The following is a 17,049-nucleotide window of genomic DNA, read 5'->3' as shown; positions in this document are numbered from 1 at the left end:
TTGATGTAAAAGTGCGATTTTTGTCAACTTAACTAAAACAGTGTCGTTTTTTTATCCATTTTTTTGAAATAAGAAACGTAAATAGGTAGAAATATGATCCATAAAAAGTAAGTAATGAAGCAAATAGTGCTTGAGATTTTGTCCTGTTCATCATATAGATGGAGTAAGTATTTTTTATTTTTTGAATTACAGGGAGAGTATAATGAGAGTAGGTTTAGTCGGCTGGCGTGGAATGGTGGGGTCAGTATTAATGCAGCGTATGGTTGAAGAACGTGATTTTGACCATATTGAACCTGTATTTTACACTACATCACAAGTTGGAATTCCAGCACCAAACCTTGGAAAGGATGCCGGTTTACTGCAAGATGCATTTGATATTCAGTCCTTACTAAAATTAGATGCAATTATTACCTGTCAAGGTGGTAGCTATACTGAAAAAGTATACCCAGCACTTCGTCAAGCAGGTTGGAAAGGCTACTGGATTGATGCTGCATCTACATTACGTATGAAAGATGATGCGATTATTACGCTTGATCCAGTGAACTTTGATCAAATTCAACAAGGCATTCATGCTGGTACTAACACCTATGTTGGTGGTAACTGTACGGTTAGCTTGATGCTAATGGGTCTTGGTGGCTTATATAAAGCAGGTCTAGTTGAGTGGGTTAGTGCTATGACGTATCAAGCGGCTTCTGGTGCTGGTGCGAAAAATATGCGTGAGCTAATTTCTCAAATGGGCGTAGTGAATGATTGCGTGACATCTGAACTAGCAAATCCTTCAAGCTCTATTTTAGATATTGATAGAAAAGTAGCAGAGACAATTCGTTCTGATTCTTTCCCAACATCAGAGTTTGGGGCTCCACTGGCGGGTTCATTGATCCCTTGGATTGACGTGAAACGCGAAAATGGTCAGAGTAAAGAAGAGTGGAAAGCAACGGTTGAAACCAACAAGATCCTTGGTCTTCAAGATTCACCAATTGCGATTGATGGTACTTGTGTACGTATCGGGGCAATGCGTTGTCACTCACAAGCATTAACGATCAAATTGAAGCAAGATGTCCCAATGGATGAGATCGAAGAGATCATTGCAACGCATAATGATTGGGTTAAAGTTATTCCAAATGAGCGTGATATTACTGCTCAAGAGTTAACACCTGCAAAAGTAACAGGTACTTTGTCTGTGCCAGTCGGCCGTTTACGTAAGATGTCGATGGGTAATGATTTCTTGAATGCCTTTACCGTTGGTGACCAATTACTATGGGGTGCAGCAGAGCCACTTCGTCGTACATTGCGTATAATTCTTAACGAAAAGAAATAATCTCAACATTCTAAATAGAGTTAATTGCATTAGTTAATAGAACAAAAAAGGCTTCCCATGAGAATATCAGGGAAGCCTTTTTATTATAACAAGATGACCTTGTTATTAGATTTTAGTGAGTTAACTCGCCACGTAAACTTTGCTGCATCATGGTACGCATGGTTTCATAAGGCAGATCTTTACTTAGTAGGTAGTGCAGTTTAGCTAGTGCTGCTTCTGGGGTCATATCATAACCACTGATCACACCGGCTTCAGCAAGCGCACAACCTGTTGCGTAACCACCCATGTTTACTTTTCCTGATAAACATTGAGTTAAGTTTACAACGACAACACCACGCTCAGAAGCGTCTTTTAGTTGTGCTAAAAGCTCTGGATTTTGTGGGGCATTACCTACACCAAAAGTGAGTAATATCATTGCATTCACAGGTTGGCGTAATGTGTTTTTAATCACTTCGGCTGAAATACCCGGGTACATGGTTACTACGCCAATTGGTTGTGGCGTAATATTATTAACCGTGAATTCACCTTCAGGCTGTTTATTGATTTCAGCACCGTTGATTTGGATATTAATACCCGCTTCAAGTAATGGTGACAGGTTTGGCGAAGAGAAAGCATCAAAGCCATCAGCATGTGATTTTGTACTACGGTTACCACGAATTAATTTGTTGTTGAAGAATAATGTGACTTCGTTAATCGGGTAGTTAGCTGCAATGTGTAAGGCATTTAATAAGTTGCTTTGGCCATCAGAGCGTAGCTCAGCAAGAGGGATTTGAGAGCCAGTTACGATCACTGGTTTTCCAAGGTTCTCAAGCATAAATGAAAGTGCTGATGCTGTGTAGGCCATGGTATCCGTACCATGAAGAATTACAAATCCGTCGTATTTATCGTAGTTAGCACGAATATCATCTGCAATACGTTGCCAATCTTCTGGCGTCATATCAGATGAATCAATTAATGGTTCATATTCGTGAATGGTGAAAATTGGCATTTCTGCACGATGAAACTCAGGCATTTGTTTTAGTTGATGTTGCATAAATCCTGATGCAGGTACATAACCATGATCATCAGATTTCAACATGCCGATTGTGCCGCCTGTATAGGCGATGTAAATGTGTTTTCTTTCCATAATAACAACGGTACAGAGTTATGGGAGGTAGTGCGATTATACTGTGCCTTCGGCATAAAGAAAGCCCGACATGTGTCGGGCTCGTCATGCTTTTAAAGATTGCTACAGTTTAAACAGAAGAGATATTGCCCTTTTGGATCATTAAAGTTATTCAACATGTTGATGTCTGTTGCAACTTTGCTGATGGTTGGTTGCAATGCTTCTGGTGCTAATGAAAAAAGCTCTGTTTTGATATTAGCGTTAAAGCTCATACTTAACTCTTCAAGGAATTGCTCCATTGGAGATAGTGGCTCTTTAACCCAGTAGAGGTTATATGATTCCATATTAGCTAATTGAGCTGCGGCTTGTACGGCATCATCAAAATCACCTAATTGGTCAACTAAACCATGTTTTAGCGCATCTTTACCTGTCCAAACACGGCCTTGTGCTACGTTATCAACCGCTTCTAGAGATAGATCACGATGGTCACTCACCAGTTTAATAAAGCGGTGATAGCCATGTTCGATACCTAACTGCATCACTTGAGCTACATCATCATTTAACGGGCGAGTTAAACCAACCCCATTAAATGGAGAGGTTGAGATCCCATCATTGTGGATCCCCATCTTATTTAAGCCTTTTTCAAAGGTAGTTAGAATACCAAAGATACCAATTGAGCCAGTAATGGTGGTTGGTTGTGCAATGATCTTGTCTGCACTTGCAGAGATCCAATACCCACCAGAGGCGGCGACACTCGACATTGAAATAACGACCGGTTTACCTGCTTCTTTAAGGGCATCCACTTCATTGCGGATCACTTCAGAAGCAAAAGCACTACCACCTGGGCTATCAACACGAAGAACGACCGCTTTTACATTGTCATCTCCACGAGCTTGACGAAGTAGAGAAGCGGTAGAGTCACCACCAACGGTACCTTGTCGTTGAGTTCCATCCATGATTGCTCCACTTGCAACAACAACAGCAATATCTTGGGCATCAGGAATGATAGCTGGGCGAACTTGTGGGCGATAATCGTAATAACTGATTTGTTTAAAGCTGTCGTAGCCATTAGAACCAAATTGTTCAATCATGTCTTTACGAACTTCTTGGCGTGTTGCTAGCTTATCCACCAAACCAAGCTCTACTGTCATTTGTGATAAGTCACCATTAAGCGTTTTTAACTTCGCAATGAATTGATCCATTGGCATCGTTAATGTTTTTGCATCAATTTGACGGTTAGTAGCAACATCATCTAAATAGGCATCCCACAATTGAGTCAGCCATACTGATGTCGATTCTTTTGCCGCATCAGACATGTCATTTCTAAGATACGGTTCTACCGCTGATTTGTACGTTCCAACACGGAAAACATGCGTAGAGACATTCAGGTTTTCAAGTAGGTCTTTGTAGTACAGCGTATAAGCGCCGTAGCCACGTAATAGAACCGTACCATCAGGTGCCATGAAAACTTTATCAGCGTAACTTGCTAAATAGTATTGGCTTTGATTGTAGTAATCACCAATGGCATAAACCGGTTTACCTGCAGCTTTGAAGGTATTGATGGCTTTAGCGATATAACGGAGTTTAGTTAAGCTGGTTTCATTCATTTCTTTTAAATGAAGTACTAAGCCCGAAACATTGTCATCATGAGCCGCAAAACGAATAGTATCGACAATATCAAATAAGACATTTTCTTGAGATTTTTGACTGCCTAATAAATCAGAAGTAACACGCTCTAATGGTTCGCGAAATTTACTCTCTTCAACAATAGGACCAGACAAATCAAGGATTAATGCTTTCTTCTCAACTTGTTGAGTTTCAACGTTAGTCTCATCACTGGCTAGGAAAGTGAAGGCAATCACTCCCACAAAAGCAAGAAAAAATAGGTTTAATACCAGTTGACGGGTAAAGGAAAGTAACTTCCATATGGCTTTAAAACATTTTCCTATGAAGTGGAATAACCCTTTCATATTGTTCCTTATTATTAGTTTGAACTCTGTCACTATCCTACGCTAACTGAATCAGAAAGTAACTAGACTAAATCGTTCTAAATGAGAATTACTGTTATTAGTAAATTGAAATAAAAACATTGATGGATGTTGCATATTTGTAAATACTTAATTGTAGCAGAAGCCTATAGCTACTATTCTGGTCAGACCACAATAATTATAAGCGATGGATTGTTATGACGTACCCACACCTTTTTCAGCCGTTAGATTTGGGGTTTACCCAATTAAAGAATCGAGTATTAATGGGCTCTATGCATACTGGATTAGAAGAGAGTAATGATGGATTTAAAAAACTCTCAGCCTTTTATGCTGCGCGGGCAAAAGGTGGGGTTGGTCTTATTGTTACTGGTGGTTTTGCACCAAATTTTCGTGGGCGCCTAACCCCATTTAGTGCGCAGTTTAGCTCTTCTCGTGCTGCGGATAAGCATAAAGCCTTAACCAGCGCGGTACATGATAATGGCGGGAAAATTGCACTTCAGCTTCTTCATGCTGGTCGATATGCGATGCATCCTTTAGCGGTCAGCGCCTCTGATATTAGAGCACCAATAGGGATGTTTACGCCAAGTCAAATGAGTGAGCGTCAAATCCAGAAGACGATTAATGACTTTGCTAATAGTGCTTATTATGCAAAAAAAGCCAATTACGATGGTATTGAAGTGATGGGTTCTGAAGGCTATCTCATTAATCAATTTATTTGTGCTAGAACTAACATGAGATATGACGATTGGGGTGGTAACTATCAAAATCGTATGCGTTTTCCGTTAGAAATAATTAAAGCGATACGTGAAAAAATAGGTACTGATTTCATTATTATCTTCCGTTTATCTATGCTTGATTTAGTTGAGCAAGGCAGCACGTTTGATGAGGTGGTGGAGCTTGCTCAAGCATTAGAAAAAGCAGGAGTCACGATACTAAATACAGGAATTGGTTGGCATGAAGCAAGAGTACCAACCATAGCGACTCAAGTACCGCGAGCGGCCTTTAGTTGGGTAACTGAAAAACTAAAAGGTAAAGTATCTATCCCATTAGTTACTTGTAACCGTATTAATACACCTGAAGTCGCTGAAGATATATTGGCATCAGGACAAGCCGATATGGTATCGATGGCACGACCATTTTTAGCAGATGCAGAATTTGTAAATAAAGCAGAACAAGACAAATCAGAATTAATTAATACTTGTATTGGCTGTAATCAAGCCTGCTTGGATCATGTATTTAAAGCTAAGCGAGCTACGTGTTTGGTTAATCCTCAGGCGTGTTATGAAACCGAGTTAGTAATTACACCTGCTGAGAAAAAGAAAACCATTGCGATAATTGGCGCGGGAATGGCCGGTTTGTCTTGTGCTACATCAGCGGCTGAACGTGGTTATCAAGTAACGGTATTTGAGCGAAGTGATCGCATTGGTGGGCAGTTTAATTTAGCCATGCAGATCCCAGGAAAAGAAGAGTTTAAAGAAACAATTCGTTATTTCTCCAATAAATTAGATCATAAGAATATTATAGTTAAGTTGAATTATACCGTTGAGATGGATGAACTACGCCAGTTTGATGAGGTGGTGGTGGCGACAGGAGTTAAACCAAGAGCACCACAGCTAGAAGGCAGTGATCATCCAAAGGTGATTGATTATCAAACTTACATTAAGACTCAACCTAAACTTGGTCAAAAAGTGGCGGTGATTGGTGCTGGTGGTATTGGCGTTGATGTCGCGACCATGATAACTGAGCCTGAAGATCACACATTAGATGCGTGGCTAAAAGATTGGGATATCGATAAAAATATTGAGTTCGAAGGCGGTTTAAAGCCACAAGATACATATCAAACCACCCGCGAAGTATGGCTGATGCAGCGTAAAAAAGGCAGCATAGGAAAAGGCCCAGGCAAAACAACAGGTTGGATCCATAAACGTACCTTACAAAAACGCGGCGTACATATGCTAGCGGGTGTTGAATATTTAAAAGTGAATGATGAAGGTTTGTATATTCGTCAAAATGAAGAAGTTAAGCTACTGGATGTTGATCATGTCTTAATGTGTGCAGGCCAAGTATCCGTCAATGACTTAGTTGAAACGCTAACCTCAGCGGACATTGAGCATCACGTTATTGGCGGTGCAGAGCATGCAGGTGAATTGGATGCGAAGCGAGCAATCCGTCAAGGGGTTGAACTAGCCGCAAAACTTTAAGCTAAAATTCCAACAAGTTAGGCAACAAAACTTGATAACTGTCTATTCATACAGGTATAGTGCTGATGTTATTCACAACATCAGCACTTTTTTATGTCACGATTATTTATTGCAGAAAAACCGAGTTTAGGTCGAGCGATTGCCGCCGGTCTAGCAAAGCCACAGAAGAATCAACAAGGCTACATAGAATGTGGCAATGGCGACATTGTAACTTGGTGTATTGGCCATCTATTAGAGCAAGTTGAGCCTGATGCATATGATGATAAATACAAATCGTGGCGTATGGAGCATTTACCTATTGTTCCTGAGCAGTGGCAACTTCGTCCAAGAAAATCGTCGAGCAAACAATTAACGGTGATCCGAAAGTTACTGAAAACCGCTTCTCAAGTGGTTCACGCGGGTGATCCTGATAGAGAAGGGCAGCTGTTAGTTGATGAAGTTTTGGATTATTTAAAACTGTCTAAAACGAAAAAAGCTGCGACTCAACGATTATTAATTAGCGATTTAAACTTACCGGCAGTAAAACGTGCATTAACGTCAATGCGAAGTAACCAAGAGTTTATTCCTCTCTCTATCTCAGCTTTAGCGCGCTCTCGTGCGGATTGGTTGTATGGCATGAACATGACACGTGCTTATACCTTATTAGGTCAACGTGGTGGTTATCAAGGTGTCTTATCCGTAGGCCGTGTACAAACGCCAGTGTTAGGCTTAGTGACTCGCCGTGATGAAGAGATTGCTAATTTTGTTCCTAAAGCGTATTTCACCTTAGAAGCATTAATTCCTTATCAAAATCCTCAGTTGAATGATGGACAAGCGTTTGATATTCGAGCGAAGTGGAAGCCAAGTGAAGCGTGTCAACAATGGCAAGACGAAGAAGGGCGCGTGCTCAGTCTGAAATTGGTCGAAAACGTGGCTCAGAGAATTGCGAATCAACCAGCAACCGTCACTAAAGCTGAAAATAAAGAAACCAAGCAAAATGCGCCTTTGCCTTATTCGTTATCGTCATTACAAATAGATGCTTCAAAACGTTACAACCTAAGTGCACAGCAAGTATTAGATGCGTGCCAGGCGTTGTATGAAAAGCACAAATTAATCACTTACCCACGCTCAGACAGTCGTCATTTACCCAAAGACCATTATAAGCAGCGTGAACAAGTATGCGCTGCAATTGGTAATAACGATAAGCAATTATCTAGCGTAGTAACCAATGCAGATTTAACGTTGAAATCACGCGCTTGGAATGACAGTAAGGTAGATGCTCACCATGCAATTATTCCAACCCCAAAATCGAGTGGTTCGGCAGGGCTTTCTGGGTTTGAAGAGAAGGTTTATCACTTAATTGCCCGTCAGTATTTAATGCAGTTTTATCCTGCTGCTGTTTACGCCGAAGCTGAGTTGGTGTTTGATATTGCAGGGGGTGTCTTTGCAGCCAAAGGCAAGCAGATGTTGTTTGCAGGCTGGCGAGTATTACTGGGCAAAGCTCAAGCACAAAATAGCGATGATGATGTAGCGAATAAAGTTCCTCCGCTTAAAAAAGGCGAAGTACATACTTGTCGTGAAGGTGAAATAAAACACAAGATGACGGAGCCTCCTAAGTATTTTACTGAGGCTACGTTGCTGCAAGCCATGACGGGTATTGCACGCTTTGTTGAAGATAAAGAGCTGAAAAAGATCCTAAGAGATACGGATGGATTAGGAACAGAGGCCACGCGAGCAGGGATATTAGATACTTTATTTAAACGCCAATTATTAACTCGAAATGGTAAAAACATTCATGCGAGTGAGGCAGGTAAAGGCTTGATTAATGCGTTACCGAATGAGGCGACTTACCCAGATATGACGGCACATTGGGAGTTTCAGCTACAAGGAATGACAGAAAGAACCTGCGCATATCGTCCTTTTATGTCTGAATTAGAAACCAAAGTCCTAAATTTTATGCAAAGAGTTCAGCAAGGTCCGGTACCAGAATCATTAAAAACGTTGAAAAGCCCGACAAAACCGCAATTTAAACGTCGTAGAAAAGCAAAGAAATCATAAAATTAGATCCGTATCATCGAACAGAATTAAAGAATAAATTAAGGTGCCTTCTTAACGTTACTTTTAGAATAATTAAGAAGGCAATATGACATTTAAACATGCAGTGGGTTTTGGTGTAGCAGGTAACTTTGCTGGGCATCTGGAGCAAGCAGGTGAAGCGACTGACTTTTTAAGTGTAAAAGTTGAAAATGCCATTCAACCCAAAGCACTGTTTCCATTTTATATCCCATCACAACAAGCGGGATTTTTATCTCAATATCCACTGTCGTCTGATTTAATTATCCCACCTAATGATGCTGATAACCTGCAAATTGAACCAGAAGTTGCGATTGTGTTTGATATCACTTATCAAGACAACAAAGTCGTGGCGTTAACTCCGGTGAAGTTTGCGGCATACAATGATTGTTCAATTAGAAAACCCAATGCGAAGAAGATCAGTGAAAAGAAAAACTGGGGTGAAAACACCAAGGGGATCTCGCAAGATTTTATTGAGCTAACCTCGTTTACTAAAGGCTGTGAGTTAGATAAATATCGTATCGCTAGTTTTCATATTCGCAATGGTGAAATTAATCGATACGGTGAAGATAGCGCTGCGATTGATTACAGCTACTTCCATGAGCAACTGAATGATTGGATGATTGATCGAATGAACAATCAAAAAGATGAAGGCCCCGCTGAAGATCTCGCGCTTTATTTATCTGAGGCTAATTATCCAGAACAAGCAATCATTAGTATTGGAGCAACGCGATACACTGAATTTGGTGAAACTAACTTCTTACAATCAGGCGATGAAAGCATCGTGGTGGTTTATGACGGTGAGCAATATGGAACTCAAGATATTGAAGAGATGGTAAATAGCAAAACGTGGACTAAAAGTGGGGTATCTTTGCTTTCTCAAGTAGTTAGATAATCATTAGTTATGTTTCTAACGGTAATTTACTGTCAGATAAATGTTAAATGAAACATTTCTGCAAGATATTCAGTAAATAAATAGGTATTATAGTCTGTTCATTTTCTGTTAAAGAATTTATATATGCCAAAATCAAATTTAAAACATATCTTTGTTATTCCAACACTGTTTTTAGTGTTACTGCTTAGTATTGTTTTAGATAATCATATTGGTTCTGTTCAGCGACAAGTGAACCGTGAATATGATCGTATTATGGATTCTTTACAACGGTCTATCAAAGTGATGATTTCGCTTGATTACAATTTATCCCAGCTCTATAAACAAAGTTCAGGCGGTTTTTATAATCATAACTATAAATTAGATGAACAGGCTGGCCTTTGTGTTATTCGTCCGAGTAATGATCAAAGTGCGGTAATGGATAATCAGAATGTATCGGTACCTAAAAGTCGTTTAGATTACAGTATTGCAGGAGCAAAAGAGCTGTGTGATCCAAGTTCAGATCTCTATGATATTGCTTCTAAGAAGGTTACGCTTGCTCCTGTTATCTCATTTATTCATGATTATGAATCTTATCTACATGGGATCTATTTTATTTCAAAATACAATTACATCATCTCATCGCCAAAACAAATTGCAGAAAATTTAACCAAGCAAACATTGGAGACTATCTACTCTCGACCATATTGGATGAACAGTATGAAGAATACCAATCGAAAACATGTCACCTTTACCCCACCGTATACTGATGCTTTTTTTGATGGTTTAGAAGTGTTAACTTTTTCTACGCCTATTTATTATAAGGATCTCTTTAAGGGCGTATTGGTAATCGACTTATCGGTTGAAAAATTATTACGTTCAAATAGTGTTGTTTCAAAGCATATTCAATTATTAGACAGTGATAAATATGAACGCTTCGAACAGTATCGTTTTATGCAACCAGTGACGCTTTCGGATACTAATTTTACCTACTTTCTATATTACAAAAGCTCAATAAAACAAGAACTAATTAGTTTTTTAACTCATGAAATTAAATCGTTAACCTTGATTTTTGTAACCTATATTCTTGCCGTTTTATCGATGTTTTATTATCAAACACATCTATCTCAACGTTATTATCGTGATTTAGCAAAACAAGATCCAATGACAGGTTTATATAATCGTCGTGGTTTTGAAATGAGCTTACAAGATCGTGTGGTTAAGAAATTTGTTGGCTTTGCGCTTTATGATATTGATGACTTTAAACAAATTAATGATGTATTTGGTCATGATGTGGGCGATGAAGCGATTATATACGTCGCGAAGATATTGAATAAAAGTGTTCGCGATAGTGATATTGTATCTCGATTTGGTGGCGAAGAGTTTGTGATTTGTATTAATGCAGAATCTAGAGCTAGTTTAGAAAATGTGTGTGAAAGAGTAAGAAAATCGATTCAAGACTCATCTGGCAAAGTGGTGAAAGGTGGCTTCACTGTCTCTGGTGGTGTTGCCGTAATTGATTCTCAACAAGAATTCTCATTTGAGCATGTAATTAAAAAAGCAGATGATCTTCTTTATAAAGCAAAGCAAGAAGGTAAAAACCGAGTTTATTTTTCATAAACCCGGAGATTAATCTGCTTTTATAAGAGTTAGCTTACTTTTTCTAGCTCTTGATGGAGTCTTGCAACGATTGGGTCTGATTTTTTATGGCTGCGAATATCCATAAAAATATCTTTTGCTTCAGTGTACTCTTGACGAAGATAAACGAGCCATTGTTTTACTCGGTTTGAATAATACTGACCTTTGTCACCCGCCATTTGTAACTTTGAATAATGAATAAGTAGGGCTATTACTTCAGGCCATGGCATCTTGGTGTGATTGTGCTTTACAACATTACCTAAGTTAGGGATGTTGAATGCGCCACGGCAGACCATTAATGAATCAATGCCTGTTGCAGCAATACAACGTTGCCCATCTTCATAGTTCCAAATTTCACCATTGGCAATGATTGGAATATCGACTTTTTGACGAACTTGGTTAATGTAATCCCACTTTATTTCTTCTGCGCGGTAACCATCGACTTTAGTTCTTGCGTGAATGGTTAGCTCGCTTGCACCTGCTTGTTTTATCGCATCTGCAATAGCAAAGCACTCTTCTGGATTTTCCCAACCTAAACGGATCTTGGCTGTGACTTTTTTATCACTTGAAACGGCATCACGACACGATTTGACGATCTGATAAATTAACTCAGGATCTTTTAATAGTGCAGCACCACCTCGACTTTTGTTTACCGCTTTTGCAGGGCAACCAAAGTTAAGATCGACACCATCAGAGCCGAGTTCAATAGCACGTACGGCATTTTCTGCCATCCAATTAGGCTCTTGTCCTAATAGTTGTACACGGATAGGAGTACCAGATTGTGTTTTACTGCCATTGAGTAGTTCTGGACTGATACGGTGGAACACGTGTGGAGGTAACAACTGGTCTACGATGCGAACAAACTCAGTAACGCAGAAATCATAGTCATTAATCTCGGTTAATAGTTCACGCATTAAGTGATCGAGTACGCCCTCCATCGGGCCTAGTATTACTTGCATATCCCACCTCTTTTATTGGAGGTGGGATTGTAGGGGGAAAGGGGAACTATGTCACTTACTTCCTTTAGTATAACTTTTAGTAATAGTCTCTCCCGTTGATGGGAAATAATTCAGTTGGTAACCTTGTTGAGTTTTGTTTGCTATGTCTGATGTATAGTAATACATGCATGCTTGTGGTTTACCTGAAATCGGAGAACCATACCAATATTCTATATCAGCGCTAGTAGTCACAAATCCGTCGCCTTTATATTCTTCAATAGTTAATTCTTGATTTAATAATGCATTCCAAAGTTCACCACAACCTTCACCTGTAATTTTACCATGATAAGTTGTACCTAATGGAAAACCTTCATTTGATGGGTAAATAGTTTCATCAGCGAAAGTAACACCAACAGCAGAACTTGCTGATGGTTCACCTTGCAGAATCCATGCGCCGTGATACATATTGACAGCGGCAGTAAAGGCAGAAAATACACCATCAGCTCTAGACTTATGAGCATCATCTTGTAGATTTAAAAACTTGGGAGCAGCGGTAACCGCTAAAATCCCCAAAATTACAATAACAACAACTAACTCAATTAAGGTAAATCCTCGATTTTTTTTCATAACGTACTCGACAGCAAAAAATTAATAATAATGGCACTTAGGCTCTAATAATTATTTGCGCTATACTACGCCGAAAACTTAATTTCGGAAGTGAATAAATAATGAAGTATCAATTAATTGCACTAGATGGTGTTGATTTGAACTGCTCTGGCCTTTTTCTTGAAGGGGCAGTACTTGCTGCAAATATGGCAACCAAGCCATTAGGCCCTGAAGTGTGGTTAAGCGACTTGGTTGGTGCTGATAATGTACAAGCAATACTAAAACCAGTATCTCAGCAAATAGAGCATCAATACACTTTACTAAAGCGTCATGAATATGAAGTCACTGAGGTTGTAAATTTTGATAATCTTGATGATGTAGCAGAATTTGCTGAAGGCTTTATGACGCTATGGCCAACAGTTGAAGAGTTATGGGCTGATCTTAACGTAGCTGATGGTACGATGCGAATGCTGTCTGCATTACTGACGACTATGATGCTTGCCGTTGATGAAAAAGAAACTCATCGTCAAATGGCAGAAACAGGAATTGATACGCCACCAACGCTAGAGCAGATGTTACCTAAAATTGATTTCATGATACAAGAAGTAGCAATGGCTGCGGATGAATATCAAATTGGTTATAAAGGACAAAAGGTAAACCCATATAAAGATGTGGGCCGTAATGATGCTTGTCCGTGTGAAAGCGGTAAGAAATTTAAGAAGTGTTGTGGGAAATAAATACTAAGCTATCTTTTAGTGAAAAATAGAATAAAAAGCCATCAAATGATTGATGGCTTTTTTGTGTCAAATCGAAAGATTTTTAGGCTGATTTCTTATTAAAAAATTGAGCAATAACGAAAATAGCCAAAGCCACTAAATTACCGGCAAAGATAATAACCAACCATTGAGGCATAGTTAGTGTTAAGAATTGCCATACAATTTTGCTGCAATCTCCATACGCTTCAAACATCCACGGCGCCCATTTGTTCAGTGGTGCCCAAGAAGGGAAGGTAACAAATAAGTCGCAGGTCGCGAAAGGCGATGGATTTAATTGAAAATCAACGTGCTGCATAGCAAGTTTTAAACCCCAAGCGGCACTGATACCCCAAGCAATAAATCCGCACCAACGAATGAATAGGTTATTAGGGTTAAGTAAACCAATGATAGCGGCACCACCAATTCCCATCATAGCTACGCGTTCATAAATACACATTACACAAGGAGGTAGTTTCATTACATGCTGAAAGGTAAGTGCTGCGGCTTCAAATGCAGCAATACAGAGAAGCAATAATAGCCAAGATAAGCGAATGCGGGAGAAGTGGTTAAGGGCTTGCATTAATTATTCCTTAATAAAAAAAGAAAGGCTCCGTATATACAGAGCCTTTATATATCAAAAATAGGTTATACCTTATTAATGACCACTAGAAACCGCAGAAGTTGCACTTTCTATTGTACTATGAGTTAACCAACCTAAATCGTAGAACATTGCTGTCATCGGTTCAAGGAAGAACACAATACCAAACATACCAACAAGAGCTAAAACAATCGTATATGGTAATGCCATCCAAACCATACGTCCGTATGATAATTGAATTAATGGAGCAAGTGCTGAAGTCAGTAAGAATAAGAAAGCAGCTTGACCATTTGGTGTTGCAACTGATGGTAAGTTTGTACCGGTATTGATGGCTACTGCTAATAAGTCAAACTGGTCACGAGTTATCTGACCATTTAATAATGCTGTTTTCACTTCATTAATATAAACCGTACCAACAAATACATTATCAGACACCATAGATAGCAAACCATTTGCGACATAGAATAGAGCTAACTGTGAGCCTTTATCTTCGACAGCTAATACGGCATCAATAATAGGTTTAAATAATTGTTGATCGATAATTACAGCAACAACGGCAAAGAAGACGGCTAATAAGGCGGTAAACGGTAGAGCTTCTTCAAACGCTTTACCCATTGAGTGTTCTTCGATAACACCAGTAAACGCAGTGGCTAAGATAATAACCGATAGACCGATAAGTCCCACAGCAGCTAAATGAAGTGCAAGAGCGACAATTAACCAAACAGCGATAACCGCTTGAATAATTAACTTAGCATTATCAATATTAGTACGGTTTTTACGTTCTTCTGATTCATACTCTTCAAGAATATTACGAACATTAGCAGGCAGTTTTGCACCGTAACCACAGATGCCTAATTTCTCTACAACAACACAAGTTAGCATGCCGCAGACAAATACAGGAGCAGTGATTGGTAACATTCGAATAATAAACTCACCAAACATCCAACCAGCTTGATCAGCTATGATTAGATTTTGAGGTTCGCCTACCATGGTCATTACACCACCAAGGGCTGTACCTACACCAGCATGCATAAGAAGGCTACGTAAGAAAGCACGGTAGTTTTCAAGATCATCACGAGTCAGTTCATCTGTTACGTTTGAATCGCAGGTGTGATCATGACTTGGGGTGCTACCTTGTCCTGAAGCAACGCGGTGATAAATCGCATAGAAGCCAACAGCAACGCTAATAACAACCGCAATAACGGTTAATGCATCAAGGAAAGCAGATAGGAAAGCCGCAGTAAAACAGAAAGCAGCAGAAAGTGCTGGTTTTGATTTAATGCCAATTAATATTTTGGTAAAGATAAATAGAAGCAGTTGCTTCATGAAATAAATACCGGCAACCATAAATACTAATAATAGTAATACTTCGATGTTAGCAACCAGTTCATGCTTCACTTGCTCTGCACTTGTCATGCCTATCGCAATTGCTTCAATGGCAAGTAAACCACCGGGTTGCAAAGGATAGCATTTTAATGCCATAGCAAGAGTAAAAATAAACTCTATTACTAATAACCAACCAGCGGTAAACGGATCGACTAAAAAGAAAACAAAAGGGTTAATAACTAAAAAGGATAGTATTGCAAGTTTGTACCAGTCGGGGGCTTTACCAAGAAAGTTTTTGATAAATGCATTCCCTAGCGAAATAGACATGTGATTTTCTCTACATTGTTACATTAAATACTATAAAAATAAGGTTAAGTAGGGAGTTGATAATAATCGCCTAACATATTGTTATTAGTAAGGATAAACAACTATTTAGAAAAACAACAAAATCATGTTACTGCTTTGCCAAATAACTACCTATGTGTACCTAACCTTATACCAAACGGGGGAACTTTACTCTTTATTAGTGAATAGTCAATATTCGAAAAGAGGTAAATTGATCAAAATGTGCCTTTGGTCGATTTTATGATTAAAACTAAAGAAATGTATATAAAAAAAGCATTGTTAGGCTTGAATATTCAAGTTTAAGCAAGCTTAAAAGTGAGAGTTATGTGTCTAATTAGTCGCTTAATTTAATAAGTGGTTAAGAAATTATTGAACTGGTGGTATGATGAGTGCAGTTAATTTATATAAAGAACGGATTGTAAACTTGTATGGTTATTAAGGCTAAAAGTCCTGCTGGATTTGCTGAAAAATACATTATTGAAAGTATTTGGAATGGTAGATTCCCTCCTGGTTCAATTTTACCAGCAGAGCGTGAATTATCCGAACTAATCGGGGTTACAAGAACAACGCTTCGCGAAGTATTGCAGCGTCTTTCCCGTGACGGTTGGCTAACTATCCAACATGGTAAGCCAACGAAGGTTAATGATTATATGGAGACATCGGGTCTGCATATTTTAGATACGTTAATGACATTAGTTGATGCGAATAACGCGACATCAATTGTTGAAGATCTATTAGCGGCACGTACTAATATTAGTTGTATTTTCATGAGACAAGCGTTTAAAACGAATAAAGAGGGCTCTTTGCGTACTCTTGATCGTGTAATCGAATCTTGTGAGCAATTATTAGCTGCTGATAATTGGAATACGTTTATTGAAGAGTCTCCTTTTGGTGCTAAAATTAAAGCTGAAGTAAAAGAAGATAACGAGAAAGATCCAGTAAAACGTGAAGAAATATTGATAGCTAAAACATTTAACTATTACGATTATATGTTATTTCAAGGTGTAGCTTTTAAATCAGGAAATCAAATTTACGGACTGATTTTTAATGGCCTGAAAAAATTATATGCTCGTGTTGGTAGTTATTATTTTTCAAATCCAGAAGCTCGTGAACTTGCATTGCAATTCTATCGAGATTTAAAGCAGATTTGTGAAGAAGAAAGAAAAGATGCAGTAATGCCAAGAATGCGTCAATATGGTATTGAAGGTAATCTTATTTGGAATGAGATGAAATTGAATCTACCAAGTAATTTTAGAGAAGATGACAGTTAAGTGTCATTGTAAAAATATATAAAAAAGCAGGCCCTGA

At 38.8% G+C, this 17,049-nt stretch carries 13 protein-coding genes; 7 read left to right on the top strand and 6 right to left on the bottom strand.

Annotation, left to right across the window (positions count from 1 at the left end; genetic code table 11):
* The first annotated feature begins 202 nt into the window (after window positions 1-202).
* A complete protein-coding gene (gene asd, locus AC2INI_RS08910) occupies window positions 203-1,318 on the top strand; it encodes an aspartate-semialdehyde dehydrogenase (protein WP_045102435.1) in 1,116 nt (371 codons plus the stop codon).
* 112 nt (window positions 1,319-1,430) lie between these two features.
* Here the strand turns inward: asd and ansA are convergent, their stop codons facing one another.
* Both ansA and sppA read right to left on the bottom strand, forming a co-directional pair.
* Window positions 1,431-2,444: an asparaginase gene (gene ansA / locus AC2INI_RS08905; protein WP_045102434.1), complete on the bottom strand. Its 1,014-nt coding sequence runs from the start codon at window positions 2,442-2,444 to the stop codon at window positions 1,431-1,433.
* A gap of 92 nt (window positions 2,445-2,536) precedes the next feature.
* A complete protein-coding gene (sppA, locus tag AC2INI_RS08900; RefSeq protein WP_486304643.1) occupies window positions 2,537-4,393 on the bottom strand; it encodes a signal peptide peptidase SppA in 1,857 nt (618 codons plus the stop codon).
* Between the two features lie 215 nt (window positions 4,394-4,608).
* Between sppA and AC2INI_RS08895 the strand changes: the two genes are divergently transcribed.
* The 4 genes from AC2INI_RS08895 to AC2INI_RS08880 all read left to right on the top strand — a co-directional run bounded on the left by AC2INI_RS08895 (window position 4,609) and on the right by AC2INI_RS08880 (window position 11,155).
* Window positions 4,609-6,612 carry an FAD-dependent oxidoreductase gene (locus AC2INI_RS08895; RefSeq protein ID WP_486304642.1) on the top strand — a complete coding sequence of 668 codons (2,004 nt, stop codon included), beginning with the start codon at window positions 4,609-4,611 and terminating at the stop codon, window positions 6,610-6,612.
* A 93-nt stretch (window positions 6,613-6,705) separates the two neighbouring features.
* Window positions 6,706-8,649, top strand: a complete 1,944-nt coding sequence (locus tag AC2INI_RS08890; protein WP_486304641.1) for a DNA topoisomerase III — start codon at window positions 6,706-6,708, stop codon at window positions 8,647-8,649.
* Window positions 8,650-8,734: 85 nt separating this feature from the next.
* Window positions 8,735-9,559: a DUF5718 family protein gene (locus AC2INI_RS08885; RefSeq protein WP_486304640.1), complete on the top strand. Its 825-nt coding sequence runs from the start codon at window positions 8,735-8,737 to the stop codon at window positions 9,557-9,559.
* 123 nt (window positions 9,560-9,682) lie between these two features.
* Window positions 9,683-11,155, top strand: coding sequence for a sensor domain-containing diguanylate cyclase (locus AC2INI_RS08880; RefSeq protein WP_486304639.1), 1,473 nt, complete (start codon window positions 9,683-9,685; stop codon window positions 11,153-11,155).
* Window positions 11,156-11,184: 29 nt separating this feature from the next.
* Here AC2INI_RS08880 and dusC read toward each other — a convergent pair whose 3' ends face one another.
* Together dusC and AC2INI_RS08870 are read right to left on the bottom strand one after the other, a co-directional pair.
* A complete protein-coding gene (gene dusC / locus AC2INI_RS08875; protein ID WP_486304638.1) occupies window positions 11,185-12,132 on the bottom strand; it encodes a tRNA dihydrouridine(16) synthase DusC in 948 nt (315 codons plus the stop codon).
* Between the two features lie 51 nt (window positions 12,133-12,183).
* Window positions 12,184-12,738 (bottom strand): type II secretion system protein, encoded by a 555-nt coding sequence (locus AC2INI_RS08870; RefSeq protein WP_486304637.1) that lies wholly within the window; start codon window positions 12,736-12,738, stop codon window positions 12,184-12,186.
* 101 nt (window positions 12,739-12,839) lie between these two features.
* Here AC2INI_RS08870 and AC2INI_RS08865 point away from each other — a divergent pair, with 101 nt between their 5' ends.
* Window positions 12,840-13,454 carry an SEC-C metal-binding domain-containing protein gene (locus AC2INI_RS08865; RefSeq protein WP_486304636.1) on the top strand — a complete coding sequence of 205 codons (615 nt, stop codon included), beginning with the start codon at window positions 12,840-12,842 and terminating at the stop codon, window positions 13,452-13,454.
* An 82-nt stretch (window positions 13,455-13,536) separates the two neighbouring features.
* Here AC2INI_RS08865 and dsbB read toward each other — a convergent pair whose 3' ends face one another.
* Together dsbB and nhaB are read right to left on the bottom strand one after the other, a co-directional pair.
* Complete coding sequence (gene dsbB, locus AC2INI_RS08860) at window positions 13,537-14,052, bottom strand: disulfide bond formation protein DsbB (RefSeq protein ID WP_122033130.1); 516 nt, start codon at window positions 14,050-14,052, stop codon at window positions 13,537-13,539.
* A 75-nt stretch (window positions 14,053-14,127) separates the two neighbouring features.
* Window positions 14,128-15,723, bottom strand: a complete 1,596-nt coding sequence (gene nhaB, locus AC2INI_RS08855) for a Na(+)/H(+) antiporter NhaB (protein WP_486304635.1) — start codon at window positions 15,721-15,723, stop codon at window positions 14,128-14,130.
* A 446-nt stretch (window positions 15,724-16,169) separates the two neighbouring features.
* On the opposite strand from nhaB, the gene fadR reads away from it, so the two are divergent.
* Window positions 16,170-17,012 (top strand): fatty acid metabolism transcriptional regulator FadR, encoded by an 843-nt coding sequence (gene fadR, locus AC2INI_RS08850; protein WP_122033128.1) that lies wholly within the window; start codon window positions 16,170-16,172, stop codon window positions 17,010-17,012.
* The last annotated feature ends 37 nt before the right edge of the window (window positions 17,013-17,049 follow it).

This window comes from Aliivibrio friggae (assembly GCF_057368515.1).
Note: the sequence above shows the minus strand (reverse complement) of the source record. Positions and strands in the feature narration are given on the sequence as shown.